16 protein-coding genes are annotated in these 14,406 nt (G+C 50.5%); 7 read left to right on the top strand and 9 right to left on the bottom strand.

Going from position 1 to position 14,406, the window contains the following annotated elements:
* Positions 1–2 precede the first annotated feature (2 nt).
* The 4 genes from radA to ACSHWX_RS15310 all read left to right on the top strand — a co-directional run bounded on the left by radA (position 3) and on the right by ACSHWX_RS15310 (position 4,419).
* Positions 3–1,394, top strand: coding sequence for a DNA repair protein RadA (radA, locus tag ACSHWX_RS15325; RefSeq protein WP_435669105.1), 1,392 nt, complete (start codon positions 3–5; stop codon positions 1,392–1,394).
* Positions 1,395–1,473: 79 nt separating this feature from the next.
* Positions 1,474–2,058 carry a CvpA family protein gene (locus tag ACSHWX_RS15320; protein WP_435669104.1) on the top strand — a complete coding sequence of 195 codons (585 nt, stop codon included), beginning with the start codon at positions 1,474–1,476 and terminating at the stop codon, positions 2,056–2,058.
* A gap of 106 nt (positions 2,059–2,164) precedes the next feature.
* A complete protein-coding gene (gene purF / locus ACSHWX_RS15315) occupies positions 2,165–3,679 on the top strand; it encodes an amidophosphoribosyltransferase (protein WP_435669103.1) in 1,515 nt (504 codons plus the stop codon).
* 5 nt (positions 3,680–3,684) lie between these two features.
* Complete coding sequence (locus tag ACSHWX_RS15310) at positions 3,685–4,419, top strand: SDR family NAD(P)-dependent oxidoreductase (RefSeq protein WP_435669102.1); 735 nt, start codon at positions 3,685–3,687, stop codon at positions 4,417–4,419.
* 35 nt (positions 4,420–4,454) lie between these two features.
* On the opposite strand, the gene ACSHWX_RS15305 is transcribed toward ACSHWX_RS15310, so the two are convergent.
* Together ACSHWX_RS15305 and ACSHWX_RS15300 are read right to left on the bottom strand one after the other, a co-directional pair.
* A complete protein-coding gene (locus tag ACSHWX_RS15305) occupies positions 4,455–5,216 on the bottom strand; it encodes a 2-phosphosulfolactate phosphatase (RefSeq protein ID WP_435669101.1) in 762 nt (253 codons plus the stop codon).
* 2 nt (positions 5,217–5,218) lie between these two features.
* The gene (locus ACSHWX_RS15300; RefSeq protein ID WP_435669100.1) at positions 5,219–5,836 is read right to left on the bottom strand and encodes a LysE family translocator; all 618 of its coding nucleotides are present in this window, start codon (positions 5,834–5,836) and stop codon (positions 5,219–5,221) included.
* A gap of 173 nt (positions 5,837–6,009) precedes the next feature.
* Here ACSHWX_RS15300 and ACSHWX_RS15295 point away from each other — a divergent pair, with 173 nt between their 5' ends.
* On the top strand, positions 6,010–6,609 hold the full coding sequence (locus ACSHWX_RS15295; protein ID WP_435669099.1) for a LysE family translocator: 600 nt from the start codon (positions 6,010–6,012) through the stop codon (positions 6,607–6,609).
* Positions 6,610–6,742: 133 nt separating this feature from the next.
* Entirely contained in the window at positions 6,743–7,459 is a 717-nt protein-coding gene (locus tag ACSHWX_RS15290; protein ID WP_435669098.1) for a GNAT family N-acetyltransferase, read from the top strand.
* Between the two features lie 144 nt (positions 7,460–7,603).
* Here ACSHWX_RS15290 and ACSHWX_RS15285 read toward each other — a convergent pair whose 3' ends face one another.
* The 5 genes from ACSHWX_RS15285 to ACSHWX_RS15265 all read right to left on the bottom strand — a co-directional run bounded on the left by ACSHWX_RS15285 (position 7,604) and on the right by ACSHWX_RS15265 (position 12,574).
* Positions 7,604–7,930 (bottom strand): hypothetical protein, encoded by a 327-nt coding sequence (locus ACSHWX_RS15285; RefSeq protein WP_435669097.1) that lies wholly within the window; start codon positions 7,928–7,930, stop codon positions 7,604–7,606.
* Between the two features lie 55 nt (positions 7,931–7,985).
* The gene (locus ACSHWX_RS15280; RefSeq protein WP_435669096.1) at positions 7,986–9,125 is read right to left on the bottom strand and encodes an alpha/beta hydrolase family protein; all 1,140 of its coding nucleotides are present in this window, start codon (positions 9,123–9,125) and stop codon (positions 7,986–7,988) included.
* Positions 9,126–9,211: 86 nt separating this feature from the next.
* Entirely contained in the window at positions 9,212–10,378 is a 1,167-nt protein-coding gene (locus ACSHWX_RS15275; RefSeq protein WP_435669095.1) for a helix-turn-helix domain-containing protein, read from the bottom strand.
* Between the two features lie 15 nt (positions 10,379–10,393).
* Positions 10,394–11,860: a ribosome biogenesis GTPase Der gene (der, locus tag ACSHWX_RS15270; protein ID WP_435669094.1), complete on the bottom strand. Its 1,467-nt coding sequence runs from the start codon at positions 11,858–11,860 to the stop codon at positions 10,394–10,396.
* A 27-nt stretch (positions 11,861–11,887) separates the two neighbouring features.
* The gene (locus tag ACSHWX_RS15265) at positions 11,888–12,574 is read right to left on the bottom strand and encodes a tetratricopeptide repeat protein (protein ID WP_435669093.1); all 687 of its coding nucleotides are present in this window, start codon (positions 12,572–12,574) and stop codon (positions 11,888–11,890) included.
* Between the two features lie 149 nt (positions 12,575–12,723).
* Between ACSHWX_RS15265 and ACSHWX_RS15260 the strand changes: the two genes are divergently transcribed.
* A complete protein-coding gene (locus ACSHWX_RS15260; RefSeq protein WP_435669092.1) occupies positions 12,724–13,071 on the top strand; it encodes a TraR/DksA family transcriptional regulator in 348 nt (115 codons plus the stop codon).
* Positions 13,072–13,080: 9 nt separating this feature from the next.
* Here the strand turns inward: ACSHWX_RS15260 and ACSHWX_RS15255 are convergent, their stop codons facing one another.
* Both ACSHWX_RS15255 and ACSHWX_RS15250 read right to left on the bottom strand, forming a co-directional pair.
* Positions 13,081–13,650 carry an NnrU family protein gene (locus tag ACSHWX_RS15255; RefSeq protein WP_435669091.1) on the bottom strand — a complete coding sequence of 190 codons (570 nt, stop codon included), beginning with the start codon at positions 13,648–13,650 and terminating at the stop codon, positions 13,081–13,083.
* 36 nt (positions 13,651–13,686) lie between these two features.
* Complete coding sequence (locus tag ACSHWX_RS15250) at positions 13,687–14,121, bottom strand: SRPBCC family protein (protein ID WP_435669090.1); 435 nt, start codon at positions 14,119–14,121, stop codon at positions 13,687–13,689.
* Between the last annotated feature and the right edge of the window lie 285 nt (positions 14,122–14,406).

Below are 14,406 nucleotides of genomic sequence, written 5' to 3'. Positions count from 1 at the left end.
AGATGGCAAAACAACGTGCGCAATATGTTTGCCAATCCTGCGGCAATGTCACCAGTAAATGGTCTGGCCGATGTGAAAGCTGCAGCGAATGGAATACAATTGTTGAAGAACAGACCAATTCAGGCGTCGGCAGTGGACCAAAATCCGCCATCGCTTCGGGGCGCCCCGTCGAACTGCTTTCCTTGTCTGGTTCCAGCGAAGATGCACAACGCGTTTGCACAAACATAGCCGAACTAGACCGCGTAACTGGTGGCGGATTTGTAGTCGGTTCTGCCATTTTGGTGGGCGGTGAACCGGGCATTGGTAAGTCGACGATCTTGCTTCAAGCCGCAGCGGCTTTGGCCGATCAGGGACATAATGTTGTTTACATCTCTGGTGAGGAAGCGATTGCTCAAGTGCGGTTGCGCGCGGCGCGACTTGGCGTTGCAAACTCGCCGGTTCGATTGGCCAGTGAAACCCACGTAGAAACAATCTTGGCGACGCTGGAAGCGGCCGGCAAACCAGATCTTGTTATTATCGATTCGATCCAAACACTTTGGACAGAGCGCGTAGACAGTGCGCCGGGTACGGTAACGCAGGTGCGCACGAGCGCGCAGGCCATGACCCGCTTCGCGAAAAAATCAGGTTCCGCCGTGGTGCTGGTCGGTCACGTCACAAAAGACGGACAAATTGCTGGACCTCGCGTTGTCGAACATATGGTTGATGCTGTGCTTTATTTTGAAGGCGATGCGGGCCACAATTTCCGCATTTTGCGCGGCGTAAAAAATCGATTTGGCGCCACAGACGAAATTGGTGTTTTCGAAATGGCGTCTGAAGGTCTGCGCGAAGTGGCCAACCCGTCAGCCCTGTTTTTGGATCAACGCGATAAAGAAGCCTCTGGTTCCGCTGTATTTGCCGGGATGGAGGGTACGCGCCCTGTGCTCGTCGAAATTCAAGCACTTGTTTCCGCTTCTCCGCTGGGCACGCCTAGACGGGCGGTGGTTGGTTGGGATTCAAGCCGTTTATCAATGGTGCTGGCCGTCCTTGAAACCCATTGTGGTGTGCGCATTGGTGCAAACGATATTTATCTAAATGTTGCTGGGGGCTTAAAAATTTCAGAACCGGCTGCCGATTTGGCAGTTGCGGCTGCACTTGTGTCGTCACTGACAAACGCGCCCCTCCCCGCTGACGCGGTGTATTTTGGGGAAGTTAGCCTTTCTGGTGGTGTTCGACCGGTTTCACACAGCCAAACGCGCCTTAAAGAAGCCAATAAGCTGGGGTTTAGTCTTGCCGTAACTGCCGAGGGCAAAGACAAGCAGGACGCCATTGAAACCCGCCGGTACAAGCAGTTAGCAGATATGGTTGCCCAAATTGCATCCCGCGCCAAGCGGCCCGTAAACCAAGATGACGACTGAACGCTTGGCAACAGCGTCAATAGCGTTTAAATGATCTGAATAATTCAAAGCAGAGCATCCGTGAGGGAACAATCTTAAAATGATTACCGCGTTTGATATCGCCGTTGGCTTGATCGTACTAATTTCAGCCTTATTGGCGACCATGCGGGGACTAACCCGCGAAGTTCTGTCACTTGCTACTTGGGGTGGCTCCGCCATTTTCGCCTGGTGGATGTATGCCAATTATCCTGATTTAGCCCGTCAATACATTGCTGAACCGCTTGTAGCGGACATTGCCACGGTTGTGGTTAGCTTTATTGTTGCGCTTATTGTGCTTCACCTGATGACCATGTGGATTGCTGATCTTGTTGTAGACAGCAAAATCGGTCCGTTGGATCGTTCGCTTGGCTTCATCTTTGGTGGTCTGCGCGGCGTGTTGATCGCAATTGTGTTCGTGATCTTTGGCCAATGGCTATTCAACTCAGTTGTGCAAGATTGGGGCAAAGACAGCAAAACTTTGCCGATGCTTACTCAATTGGGTGATGATCTGATCGCTGTTCTTCCAGAAGACCTTGAAGGCATGGTGAGCGACACCCTACGTGGCCCGTCGACTGCACCTGCTGAACCCATCGCCGAAGGTACTGATGAGTTGGAAGAGGAAATCCCGTCCGAAACTTCGACCTAATGGTCAAAGGTTTGCAAAAGCCGGTCCACTTGTTGACTCGGTTCGCGCAGAGGCGTAATGAGCCGATAACCATTGCATGACAATGAAATGACATAGGTGGACACAGGTGGCGCACTCCTCTCACCCTGCTGGCAATGCCAGTGAAGACGACGTTTTTGACCTTGAAGGTGACACGTTACATGAGGAGTGCGGTGTATTCGGCATCCTCCAACATGAAGACGCTGCGGCGCTAACCGCGCTTGGTCTTCACGCTCTCCAACATCGTGGACAAGAAGCCGCTGGTATCGTGACGTACGATGGCACACGTTTCCATTCAGAGCGTCGAATGGGTTTGGTCGGCGACCATTACACTGACCCTCAAATGCTGGAAAAACTGCCGGGTGATGTGGCACTGGGGCATAATCGATACTCCACCACCGGCGAAGTTGCTTTGCGCAACGTTCAACCGCTTTTTGCGGAACTCAGCGTTGGCGGTATTGCCGTTGCTCATAATGGTAACTTCACCAACGCTTTGAAATTACGCAAAGAAATCATCGCCAATGGCGCGATTTGCCAGTCAACTTCTGATAGCGAAGTTGTGCTGCACCTTATCGCACAATCCAAAGAGGAAGGGTCTGCCGCTCGTTTCGTGCAAGCCATTTCCCAAATGGAGGGCGGCTATGCGCTAATCGCGATGACGCGCACCAAACTCATGGGTGCCCGTGATCCTTTCGGCATTCGCCCGTTGGTGCTTGGTGAATTGGATGGGGCGCCCATTTTAGCATCAGAAACGTGTGCCTTGGATATTATTGGCGCGAAATTTGTGCGCGACATTGAAAATGGCGAAGTGATTGTCTGCGAAAAGCAATCAGACGGTTCTGTAAAGATCACATCGACAAAACCATTTGAGCCAAAACCTGAACGGGTTTGCTTGTTTGAATATGTCTACTTCGCACGACCCGACTCCATTGTTGCTGGACGCTCCGTCTATAATGTGCGCAAAGCCATGGGCCGAAACCTTGCGCGGGAAGCAAATCTTGATGGCGACCTTGTGGTGCCGGTGCCAGATGGTGGCACCCCCGCAGCGATCGGTTATGCACAGGAAAGTGGCATTCCTTTTGAATTGGGGATCATCCGCAACCACTATGTGGGCCGTACCTTTATTGAACCAAGCCAACAAATTCGCGCATTTGGGGTGAAACTAAAACACTCTGCCAATCGCGGACAGTTGGACGGCAAGCGCGTGATTTTGGTCGACGATTCTGTTGTGCGTGGCACAACATCAACAAAGATCGTTCAATTGGTGCGCGACGCAGGGGCAAGCGAAGTTCATTTGGTTGTGGCCAGCCCCAAAATTACACATCCTGATTATTACGGTATCGATACGCCAAATCCAGAAAAACTATTGGCAAACCAATATACCGACCATGCTGAAATGTGTGCATTTATCGGTGCAGACTCGTTGCACTTCCTATCCGTTGATGGGCTATACGACGCGGTTGGCGGTGCGCCACGCGATCCGCAAAACCCACAATTCACTGACCATTACTTCACCGGGGAATACCCTACCCGCCTGGTCGACCGTGAAGCGGAAAATGATGGACAGCCAAAACCGCATTCGTTGCTCCGAGAGGCCGGCTAGTTATTATGTCAGACACACAAGACCTGCAGGACCGCGTTGTTCTGATCACTGGCGCGTCTCGCGGCATCGGCTATTTCACCGCCATTGAAGCGGCCAAGCGCGGCGCACACGTCATAGCGGTTGCCAGAACCGCTGGCGGGCTGGAAGACTTGGATGATGAAATTCAAGCGGCTGGAGGATCTTGCACTTTGGTGCCGCTCGACATCGCTGATGGCGACGCCATTGACAGAATGGGCGGCTCGATTTTTGAGCGTTGGGGCAAGCTAGACGGCTTAATCGCAAATGCTGGCCTGTTGGGTATTATCAGCCCTGTACCGCACCTTTCCCCGAAAGAAGTCGACAATGTTTTCAACGTGAATGTCACCGCGAACTTTCGGCTAATACGCTCGCTTGACCCTTTGTTGCGCCAGTCTGATGCTGCTCGCGCGGTATTCGTATCTTCGTCTGCCGCCGAAAGCGCTAATCCGTTTTGGGGACTCTATGCAGCGACAAAAGCTGCTGTGAACGCCATGACAAAGTCATATGCAGGCGAAATGGAACAATCTTTGGTCAATGCTAATGTGTTTTATCCCGGCGCTGTACGCACAGGTATGCGTGCTAAGGCAGTGCCCGGTGAAAACCCGGAGAGCTTGCCGCACCCTCGCGAGATCGCCCCTAAGCTTGTTGATATGATTGTGCCAAGCAGCATGGAAAACGGACAGATTTTCGACATCCAAACTGGCGCGTATCGCCCACTATAGCGATATAGTTTTTCAGCAAGGGTTTGCCGCTCTTTTTAGTGTGCCTGATAGTAGCAAATGCATTGTTCAAGCACAGATGCTGCTGGCACGTCTGCTAATGTCAGGCCAATATCGCCGTAGGTCTTTTCCAATCGATGTAAAACGGGAACCGTATCGGTTGCGTTGAGCTTTGCGGCCCATTCCACATCCGTCGCATAATCGTGCCCAATCAGTTCCTGCCCTGACATACAGGCCGCTAAGGCGCCTTCAATATCATCTCTAATCGAGTGAAATGAGGCAACGGCAAGCTTTGCTTCCTGAGACAAGCCATCATGCTCAAAATAGGAGGCGATCGCACCGGCTGCCACCCAGTCTTCAAACGCGGGTCGAAGCGTTCCGTCTGAGCGCCAACGTTCTCCCGCAGCAACAATGATCACATCCTTGCCAAGAGATTGTGCGGCGCTTGCTGCTGCCTCAGCATTGCGCAACGTGCCGCCCAGCACATGCGTATGCTTGGCAAACAGGGTGAGATTTGATCCATTCGGCGATGGCAGCACGATTTTATCATTGGGGGTAAGCTGATCCAGCGATGGGGGCGACAGGGAAAGCCCCTGCGCTTTGCGTTTGCCCACAATTTGTAAATCCATCAGCTCTGCAAATTGTTTTGCACCATCTCGCAAGCCAAACGGAAACACTTTTGCGCCGCGCGCGCAGGCGACGCTGAGTGCTGACGAAAAACTCAAACAGTCGACGATTATGGCAATTTCTGCCTTGTGATCAAGGGCTCGCTCGCCCCATTCGACGTGAATTTGAGCCATGACTAATGCGCACGCAAGCCGATGACAATTGCAGCAGTTCCGATGAGCGCAGCAGCCGTTCGGTTCATAATTTTATAGACGTGAGAGGACTTTAGCCATTCACGAGCACCCGACGCCAGCAAGGCATAGGGGGTCAAAACAATCAACAAAACGCAAAATGTAGATGGAATAACAACGGCAAATTCGCGTGGTCCAAATGCACTTAAGTCAAGAATTACGGGAACCAACGCCAAATAGAACAACATCGGTTTTGGGTTGCCCATCGTGATCAAATACCCGTTGAGCAACGAAGCAAAAGACGAACGCTTTGATGCACCCTCTTCAGCTTTTAGTTCAGATGAATTGGTCCAGAATTTATACGCCAAATAAAGCAAATACGCGACACCAAGGTATCGAATGACCGTAAAGGCATCTGCGTAAATCTCGCTGATCGCCGCCAAACCGAGCACCGCCATGGTCAACCAGGTCGCATCCCCGAGGGCAATCCCCACAATCATCGGCATGGCGCGTTTTAGTCCACCACCGAGCGCGGTTCCGATGAGTGCCATCACTCCGGGACCGGGAATAGCAACCGCAATTGCCAACGCAATACAATATGTCGCCAAAGCTGCGAGTGTCATGGTGCCCTCTTGAGGTTTGCTTGAGAAATTCGATAATGATAGGCAAATCTATGCCCACTTGTTTTGATCGTCAATCCGGTTGTCATGAATTCTCGTGATGGGGTATCTCAAATTCTGATTTCTAAAACTAGCGCCGACATGCAACCGTATTTCCAAATGTGGGAGAATTGGTCGTGCTACTAGGTTTCATCATCGCAACAATCGTCATCACCCTATCACCGGGGCCATCGATCATAGTCTTGCTGGTCGTAAGTTTGCGCCAAGGCGCAACAGCAGGCATGAAATATAGCCTTGGGGTAATCACCGCCGATGCAATTCTGATCAGCGCAAGCCTGCTCGGACTTGGCGCACTCATGCAAAGCTCAGTGCTGTTGTTTAATGTGGTGAAATGGGTCGGGATCGCCTATTTGATCTATCTCGGCATCAAGCAATTACGCGCCGATCATAAAGTTGATTTTTCCGAAGCCAAATCAACCGCTAGTCCATATGTGCAAGGTTGGGCAACTACAATGTTAAACCCGAAGGCCATTGGGTTCTTTGTGGCGTTCTTTCCGCAATTTATTGATCCAACTCAAGCGTTTTGGCCGCAACTCGCGTTTCTCGGCCCCTTGTTCCTCACGATGGTATTCGTGATGTTCACCATTATCGCCGCATTGGCGGCACGTACAAAATTGCTATTTGAAAGTGACAAAGGCCAACGCACACTGAAGTTTGGATCAGCATTTGGATTGATTGGCAGCGGGCTCGCAGCGGCATTTGCGCAACGGGTTTGACGGATTCTGATAGTGATAGAGGTGAAGTTGCGAAAGTGATCTTCAGGAATGTTGGGTCTTGAATATACTTAAGGGCCCCAGTAGACTCATATTTTAAATGTCATTGAGTGCATTGATGTGATCAAGGATAAAAATGCCTACGACCAATGCTTATTTTGAGGATTATTGGGAGTTTCTATTTGGGATTTCAAATGATCAGCCAAACGACACGAAACTTTCTATATTTGTGGCAGATTCCTTGCCAAATACACATTCGCTTATGCAGTTAAATAGATTCGACGATAGTACATTTATCGCGATGACAACTGATATGGCAGCTAAGCTCTCCCTAAGCACCGCCAGTACACAAATAGACATTGATTCTGCCTTAACGATTGCGCAAATGCATTGGTATGAGCCCGATGATCTCTTCTATTTGGACGAAGGTGAACAGCGACGATTACTGAACGGTACCGATAGCAACAATGTCAGACTGCTAAGTACAGAAGATGCTGAATTATTCGAGGCGTTCGAAAAAGAGAACTCCGAGGAAGACCTCGAAAATGCTGGAGTTGAGCTAGACAACGATATCGTTTTTGGTTTCATCTCTGATGGCCAGTTAATTTGCGTTGCCGACTGCTACTCTTGGAAGCAGAGTAAACTTGCAGATATTGGGGTACTAACGACTGCTAAGTGGCGTGGAAAAGGAATAGCAACTCAGGTAGTGCAATCCTTGTCCCGATACGCTCTGTCACATGAGCTGGGCCCTCAATACCGAAGCCAAGAGGCAAACCGTAGTTCAATTGGCGTGGCAACGAAGCTGGGAATGAAGCGCTATGGTTCTTGGCGAGTTGCAGTGCCAAATGAATAGTTTTGGTCGGCATACACCAAACGCAAAGATTGTTTCACTCACCATCGCACACGAAAATTAAAGGCTCCTCACGACTTGCCGGCAAATGCGACGAACTATGAGAGACTAGGATTAGCTGTTGGTCTTAGATTTAAGCACTTCCGACTAGTAACATCCCCTCTGGTTGAATGCGGTTTTCAGCTTTTCCAAGTCACTACCGGCCGAAGCGCTGGCGATATCTCCTACAATTCCTTCAACGCTATGGGTAATTTGGTCGTTCTTATTATCTGAGATCAAAGCGCCAACCGTGCCGATAATACTATCTGCGTCAGCATCTTCCTTGATCTGCGAGTACCTGCCAATTTCGCGCGCCAATTCTGTGCAACTCATTTGTGAGATGGATTGACCGCCCATGGCGTTCATGCTGCAGCCGCCTAAAGCCAGAGCCGAAGAGAGTGGTAGAAGCAGCAATAATGGATTTGTGATTTTCATATTATGTTCCAGTTATTTGGATTTTGGGGATGTAGGTGGATGTTGGGAAATCGGCTCAAAGAGCGCTCAACCATCCGCTGATCCGGCTCAGAACGTTGGGCGAAATTGTTGTTTCAATATCGCCATATTCGGATGGGAGGCCGGTTTCAGTTGGTTGGAACAGGTGGTTTAAACCAGCAAACACTTCCACCCTCGATTTCGGGTGTTGGAGTAACCCGCGCATGACTGGTGCTTCCTCTTTTGGCGAAACTTGCAGGTCTTTTTCGCCAAACAACGCAAGGACAGGATTGGAATATGCTCGCAGTGCAATTGCGGGGTCGTAAGTCGCGTACACAAAACCCCACGGCCCCGTGTAAAAATCGAGTAAACCTTGGCGGTCATCCGCCTCAACGCCGCGCGCCATCAAGTAAGTGTCCAAGTTCTTTCGAACCTCGCCCACAGGAACTGGTTTTGCTAAAATCGCCTTGGCTTCGTTGAGTTGAGTGACAGTTTGCGCAATGCTCGCTTCGTCATTGCCTTGGGCACGCATGATGTCCGCTGTCTGAGTTGCCATAACGTCCAGAAATGGCCGTGCGGGCCCTGCTGTGAAAACCATAAAGGCTGGCTCGACTAATCTCGCAGCTGCGGGCGCAATATATCCGCCTTCCGAATGTCCGAGAAAACCAATCGCAGCGGGATCAATCTCCTGCCGGCTTTTTAGGAAACGAAACGCACCTGCTGCGTCTTCAGCAAAATCGTTTAGAGTTGCCCCCTCAAAGCTGCCAGTGCTTTCACCGAATCCACGGTCGTCATAACGCAACACCGCATATCCGGATCGGGTTAAGTGGTCAGAGAGCACCAAAAAGGGACTATGGCCTTCAAGTGCTTCGTTGCGGTCCTGTGGGCCAGATCCTGAAATCAATATAATTGCCTTATGGGCCCCGTCCGTTTCAGGCATGGTGAGTTCACCAGCAAGGCTGACACCTGCCCCTCCTGCGAATTGCACGGTTTCAATTTTGTAAGGCCGTTCAACCGGATCTTGAGGTCGGGGAGAAAACTCAAAATCAGCGATACAGGCCGAGAGCAGCAAAACCGCGCCGCCAAAGGCCAAATACATAACCAATGTTGGTGTCGGTTTTTTTTGCCACCAAGGTCGGCGCTCATTGGGTTTTGGATCGGCTGTAAGAACAGCCGAGTTGGGAAAAATCGATTTCAATTTGGTCTCCTGACAAGTCGGAACTTGATCAGGTATCGCTGGTAGACATCACATTGTCGTCCAACTCAGCACATTCAGACACATTTTCAGCCATTGTTTTTGCGAAATTCCGTGGGCGTCTTGCCGGTTACTTTCTTGAACGCGGTGTAAAATGACGATCGTGAGTTGAAGCCAACATCGTACGTTATCGTGAGCACGGTCTCGTCTGAATGGGCCAGCCGCTCCATCGCGTCTGCAATCCGATATCCATTTACAAAGTCAAAAAAGTTCTCGCCTATGCCCTCACTAAGGGTTTGCGATATATAATTTGGTGACGCGCCCACATGTTGCGCAAGATCCCACAGGGACAAGTTTGGGTTGTGGTGAAGGTGATCCAATTCCATGGCAGCCCGTAATTTGCGCTGGATGCGCGTAGCGACGTCGGCGGTAAGTGCCGAATTTTCGTACTTCAAATTTTCGGCTTTTGGCCGCAGCCCTTCTACGCGTTCTTGAGACACATCACGCACAAGTGCCGGGCGCTGTCGCAGCCCCCAAAGCGATGCCGCCACGAAAAGCGCCAACCCCACAAAACTGAAAAGAGCGGGCGAAAACGCAACATAACTCACTCCGAAAACACTCAACACGCCAAAAATTTCGAACAACCAAAACACAAGCGCAAGCAGTCCGATGACCAAAATCCAGTTGAGTTCGTGCTGTTCTGTGCTGGCGTAAACATCTTTAAGCCGCCGCCGATAGCTAAATAGACGGCGCATAATTAAGAAGATGTAGATACCCATTTGGGGATAGACGGCCAGTGAGAGCAAGCCAACTGTGGCTGCAAAAACCAAAGGCCAACCATTCACGATTTCTCCAACGTCAGAGAACAACCCCAATTGCAACTCTGTCGGCAAAAACGGATAGGCCAACGCGCTGGCGAGGGCAAAAATTGGCAATATTAGATGAAGGTAAAGGTGGGGTGGCCGTTTCTGATCTGACGCCGTTAGAGCATATACATAGAACCAAAAAAATGGTGCAAGGCACATGCTGCCGAACAATTGCGCCACAAGAATAAGCATGTGGGTTTGCTGCACGTCTAAAGTTTCAAGGATCTGGCCCATGGACGAGGGCAGATTGTTGAGCGCTACAGCCGACAAAAAAAGTGCAAAGCTGCGATAGACATGCTGAAACCGGCTTTGCATCAGGCAAAAAACCACGCAAAAGACGGCAATCGCTAGGGTTGCCGTCGCCGTCACTTCAATTAAAATTTTGTCCATGCCGAATACGCGCCGTTACCAGCGCTTGGCTTTTTCCTTGTCGTGGTATGGATTATCGCCACCACGAAGCCACATGCGAATTGGCACGCCTGCAAGGTTAAATGCCTCGCGCAAGCCATTGCTCAAATAACGCTCATAAGATTTTGGCACAGCATCTGGTCGCGATGAGAAGATGATGAAACTCGGTGGACGAGTTTTTGCCTGGGTCATGTAGCGGAAGCGCAAACGGCGGCCAGATACGGCTGGGGGCGGATGGCTTTCGGTCATCGTGGTCAGCCATTTATTCAAGCGAGCTGTGGAAATCCTTGAATTCCAAGTCTTTTCTACCTTAAGCACTGATTCCATCAAACGGTCGATGTTCTTGCCACGCAAACCAGAAAGCGTAATTAGTGGCACGCCTTTAAGCTGAGGCAAAAGTCTTTCGCAAGATTCTTTGAGGTGTTTTAGGTGTTCTTGTTTGTTCTTCACAAGATCCCATTTGTTGAGCGCGATAACCAATGCCCGCCCCTCACGTTCAACCAAGTCCGCGAGTTGCAAATCTTGTTTTTCGAACGGGATCGTCGCGTCCAGCATGAGCACAACAATTTCAGCAAATTGGATTGACCGCAGCGCATCGGCAACGGAGAGTTTTTCCAACTTCTCCTGCACCTTGGCGCGTTTGCGGATACCGGCTGTATCCACAAGGTTGATCGTGCGGCCCTGCCATTCCCATGACACCATGATCGCATCACGAGTAATGCCGGCTTCTGGACCGGTTAGAACGCGCTCAGAACCAACCATTTTGTTGATGAGCGTCGACTTCCCCGCGTTTGGTCGGCCGATAATGGCCACATTGAGAAACCGGTTGGGATCATATGTCCCTTGGCCGTCTTCAACGCCTTTGCCGTCATCTTCCAAATCAACATTGACTTCTGGCATCATAGATTCGTCGAGCTGCGCTACTGCTTGCTCAAATTCATCCTTGCCCTCTTCCAACACTTCTGCAGCGGCTTCGATGGCTGTCGCCACAATATTGTACAAATCAGCGAGACCAAGACCATGTTCTGCAGAAAGAGCGACTGGGTCGCCAAAGCCAAGTTTGAACGCTTCGTACAGTCCGGCTTCCGCCGCGCGTCCTTCAACCTTATTAGCGAGGAGCGTAACTTTTTTGTTGGCTTTGCGCAGCAGTTTGGCGAAATGCTCATCCATCGGTGTTACGCCCACGCGCGCATCAATCATGAACAAAATCACATCTGCAGTTTGAATAGCCGCTTCGGTTTGCTGCCGCATGCGCCCCTCAAGGGTCGCATCGTCGGCATCTTCATAACCAGCAGTATCGATCAGCGTAAATGTAAGGTCGCCAATGCGGCCCTCACCTTCACGTCGATCGCGGGTAACACCAGGCGTATCGTCGACCAGCGCAAGCTTTTTGCCCACCAGACGATTGAACAACGTGGATTTACCGACATTGGGACGCCCAACAATCGCAACAGAAACAGACATTTAATGGGCTCCAATCAGCGCGTCAGATTATTCCGACGCTGCCTCGGTTGTAGAACCAATACCTTGGGCCGTTAGCTGACCAAGATAAAGGGAAACACGCAACCCAAGGTCACGTGGTGTCAAAGGATCGGCGGCGATTGTGTCAAACAGCAAACGTGCTTCAACAAAATTACCTGCCTTATAGTGGGCTAGACCAATTGCTTCGCGGGCCGCATTACGCATGGGATGGCTATCAACTTGCATTTCGCCAACACGTTGCGTCACCGCGGCAGGGTCACCAGCGTCGATAAGCAAATAGGCTGCAAAGATAGACGCCAACTCGCGAAGGCGCGTGTCTGACGACGTTGTAACCAACTCATCATAGGCGGCAACAGCTTCGTTTGTTTTGCCTTCTTCAGCCAAAAGTGCAGCTAGGCGGAACTTTGCCAATATCGGATATTGTCCTGAGCCAGTTTCAACAACGTCACCCAACGCCGCTTGCCCGGCATCAAGATCACCGCTTTCAACGCTCTGAATGGCTGCGGTGAACTGATCTGCACCCTGATTGGCACTTGAAGTTTGCCACCAGCGCCATGCTTCGTTGCCTGCAACAAGCAAGATGATAAAAGCAGCAACGCCGATCACATACGGACCAAAACGGCGCCATAGTTTGTTCATACGTTCGTTGCGTAGCTCTTCATCAACTTCGCGGAATACATTATCGGTGTCAGACATTTACTGCGCTCATATTTAGAGTAATTTCAGGTCGTGCACCTTAGTGCGGACTTGATGAAAAAGCAATTTGTGTTTGGAAGAATTACGCATATTCCTGCGCGAAACATCTGCTATTTGCAATAGCGGTAAATGCTGGGCACAATCCTAGCATGAATAATGCCCAAATCAGCAAATTCAAATCACAATTGCTTACCCGCAAGTCTGAGCTTGAAGGCCTAAACGCGCTTAGCGCCGAAGCGCGAAATACCGTGACGTTGGATCAACAGTCAGTTGGGCGGCTGTCTCGCATGGACGCGATGCAAGCTCAAGCAATGGCTCAGGCACAAGAGCGTCAACGTGGCGCGGAGTTAATGCGCATCGAGCGGGCGCTAACCCGAATAGCAAACGACGACTTTGGCTTTTGCGAAGATTGTGGTGATGAAATTAGTGAAAAGCGGCTGAATGTCGATCCAGCCGCACTATTTTGCTTAAAATGCGCAAACGCCAATGAGCGCTAGCGTAAAAGCTTAAACAAACGGCGAAACACCGATGAGCCATTCATGGGCCCAGAACGCAAAGATCACATAAAACACTGTTCCAGCGACAAGCGACTTCACGTCATTGATAACGGGACCAGCAACAGGTGTTAGGTCTCCGCGTCTTTTCACCGCGATGCGATTCCATATGGTCCAAGCTAGGAATGAGCCGAACAACAATATCGAAGCCAGATCCCCATTGACCAACAGGTGGGCAAACGCCCAGATTTTCACGCCCGTAATCATCGGGTGTTTGAGCATCGCCTTAATTTTGCCCGCCGCAAAACTTGAAGCCGCTAAGGCAACGAACGCAATCCAGATCAAAAGGTATGAGATATGCCGCATGAAAGCTGGCGGCTCATAGAAGAACGCTGCATCCGGACGGGCCTGTATAAAGCCCCAAATGATCAAACCAAGGCCAACGGCAGAGACAAGGGCGTAAATGCCCTTCCAGCCATTGATACCGCGTGTTTCAATTTGTTGGTCACGCCAACCCGGCGCGACCATGCGCACAGAGTGAATGCCAAGAAAAACAAATATACCTAATACTAGCCAGATCATGATGCCTGCCTCCCAATCCCAAATTATACCTTCTACTTAGGCAGGGTTGGTGCCTTCGACAACTGCCTTGAGCATTTTAAGTTGCACGCTGTCCGCTTTTTTGATCACCATTTTCAACAAGGGCTGAAACAAAACCATCATGCCCTTGGCCTCGCAGCTCGCAACAAGCGAAATAGATGTTCCTTCATCAACCGCGTTGATTTCATAAACATAGGTGGCGCTGAAGTTGCCCCGCGTTGAACGGTAAGCAATGAGCATCAACGGTGCATAATCAACGACAGGCGAAAACAATTCTTTGCCCCCTGCTCGATAAAGCAATGGATTTTCCGGCGCTATTGGCTCGCCGTTTGCAGTGCGCACATTATCTATCGCAGGCATCCATTTGGACATTTTCTCTGGCTCAGTCAGATGCGCCCAAATCGCGCTAATTGGTGCGTTGATGGTTTCTTCAGTGGAAAAAATTTCAGACATTGTGCTCCCCCTGTCGCCCAAAGATAGTGCCAAGGGCTTTTCGATTGCAAATCTTGACATATATTGGATGCTTAAGTTTCAATCCACCGATGGGATATCACACGGTTTTGACTCTGTCGGCCAGCAAAACGGCGAATTACGATTAGGCCGCGTTAGTATTTCTGACCTAGAGCGACAAACACCCGCTCATCGCAAATGCCAGCTTCGAGCGGTGGGTTCAACTGATCGATGCAACACATACTTTAAAACGCTCTGCCGGTGTTTCGTATTTGAGCGTTTTGCGTG

Origin of the sequence: Maritalea sp., assembly GCF_051251695.1 — a bacterium.
GTDB lineage: Bacteria > Pseudomonadota > Alphaproteobacteria > Rhizobiales > Devosiaceae > Maritalea.
The sequence above is the reverse complement of the archived record's forward strand: the minus strand, read 5'-3'. Positions and strand labels throughout refer to the sequence as shown.

What these genes read in the sequence shown, in the direction of transcription:
- radA (WP_435669105.1), top strand. Translation starts at nt 3, where the DNA reads ATGGCAAAACAACGTGCGCAATATGTTTGCCAATCCTGCGGCAATGTC.
- ACSHWX_RS15320 (WP_435669104.1), top strand. Translation starts at nt 1,474, where the DNA reads ATGATTACCGCGTTTGATATCGCCGTTGGCTTGATCGTACTAATTTCA.
- ACSHWX_RS15310 (WP_435669102.1), top strand. Translation starts at nt 3,685, where the DNA reads ATGTCAGACACACAAGACCTGCAGGACCGCGTTGTTCTGATCACTGGC.
- ACSHWX_RS15305 (WP_435669101.1), bottom strand. Translation starts at nt 5,216, where the DNA reads ATGGCTCAAATTCACGTCGAATGGGGCGAGCGAGCCCTTGATCACAAG.
- ACSHWX_RS15300 (WP_435669100.1), bottom strand. Translation starts at nt 5,836, where the DNA reads ATGACACTCGCAGCTTTGGCGACATATTGTATTGCGTTGGCAATTGCG.
- ACSHWX_RS15290 (WP_435669098.1), top strand. Translation starts at nt 6,743, where the DNA reads ATGCCTACGACCAATGCTTATTTTGAGGATTATTGGGAGTTTCTATTT.
- ACSHWX_RS15285 (WP_435669097.1), bottom strand. Translation starts at nt 7,930, where the DNA reads ATGAAAATCACAAATCCATTATTGCTGCTTCTACCACTCTCTTCGGCT.
- ACSHWX_RS15275 (WP_435669095.1), bottom strand. Translation starts at nt 10,378, where the DNA reads ATGGACAAAATTTTAATTGAAGTGACGGCGACGGCAACCCTAGCGATT.
- der (WP_435669094.1), bottom strand. Translation starts at nt 11,860, where the DNA reads ATGTCTGTTTCTGTTGCGATTGTTGGGCGTCCCAATGTCGGTAAATCC.
- ACSHWX_RS15265 (WP_435669093.1), bottom strand. Translation starts at nt 12,574, where the DNA reads ATGTCTGACACCGATAATGTATTCCGCGAAGTTGATGAAGAGCTACGC.
- ACSHWX_RS15260 (WP_435669092.1), top strand. Translation starts at nt 12,724, where the DNA reads ATGAATAATGCCCAAATCAGCAAATTCAAATCACAATTGCTTACCCGC.
- ACSHWX_RS15255 (WP_435669091.1), bottom strand. Translation starts at nt 13,650, where the DNA reads ATGATCTGGCTAGTATTAGGTATATTTGTTTTTCTTGGCATTCACTCT.
- ACSHWX_RS15250 (WP_435669090.1), bottom strand. Translation starts at nt 14,121, where the DNA reads ATGTCTGAAATTTTTTCCACTGAAGAAACCATCAACGCACCAATTAGC.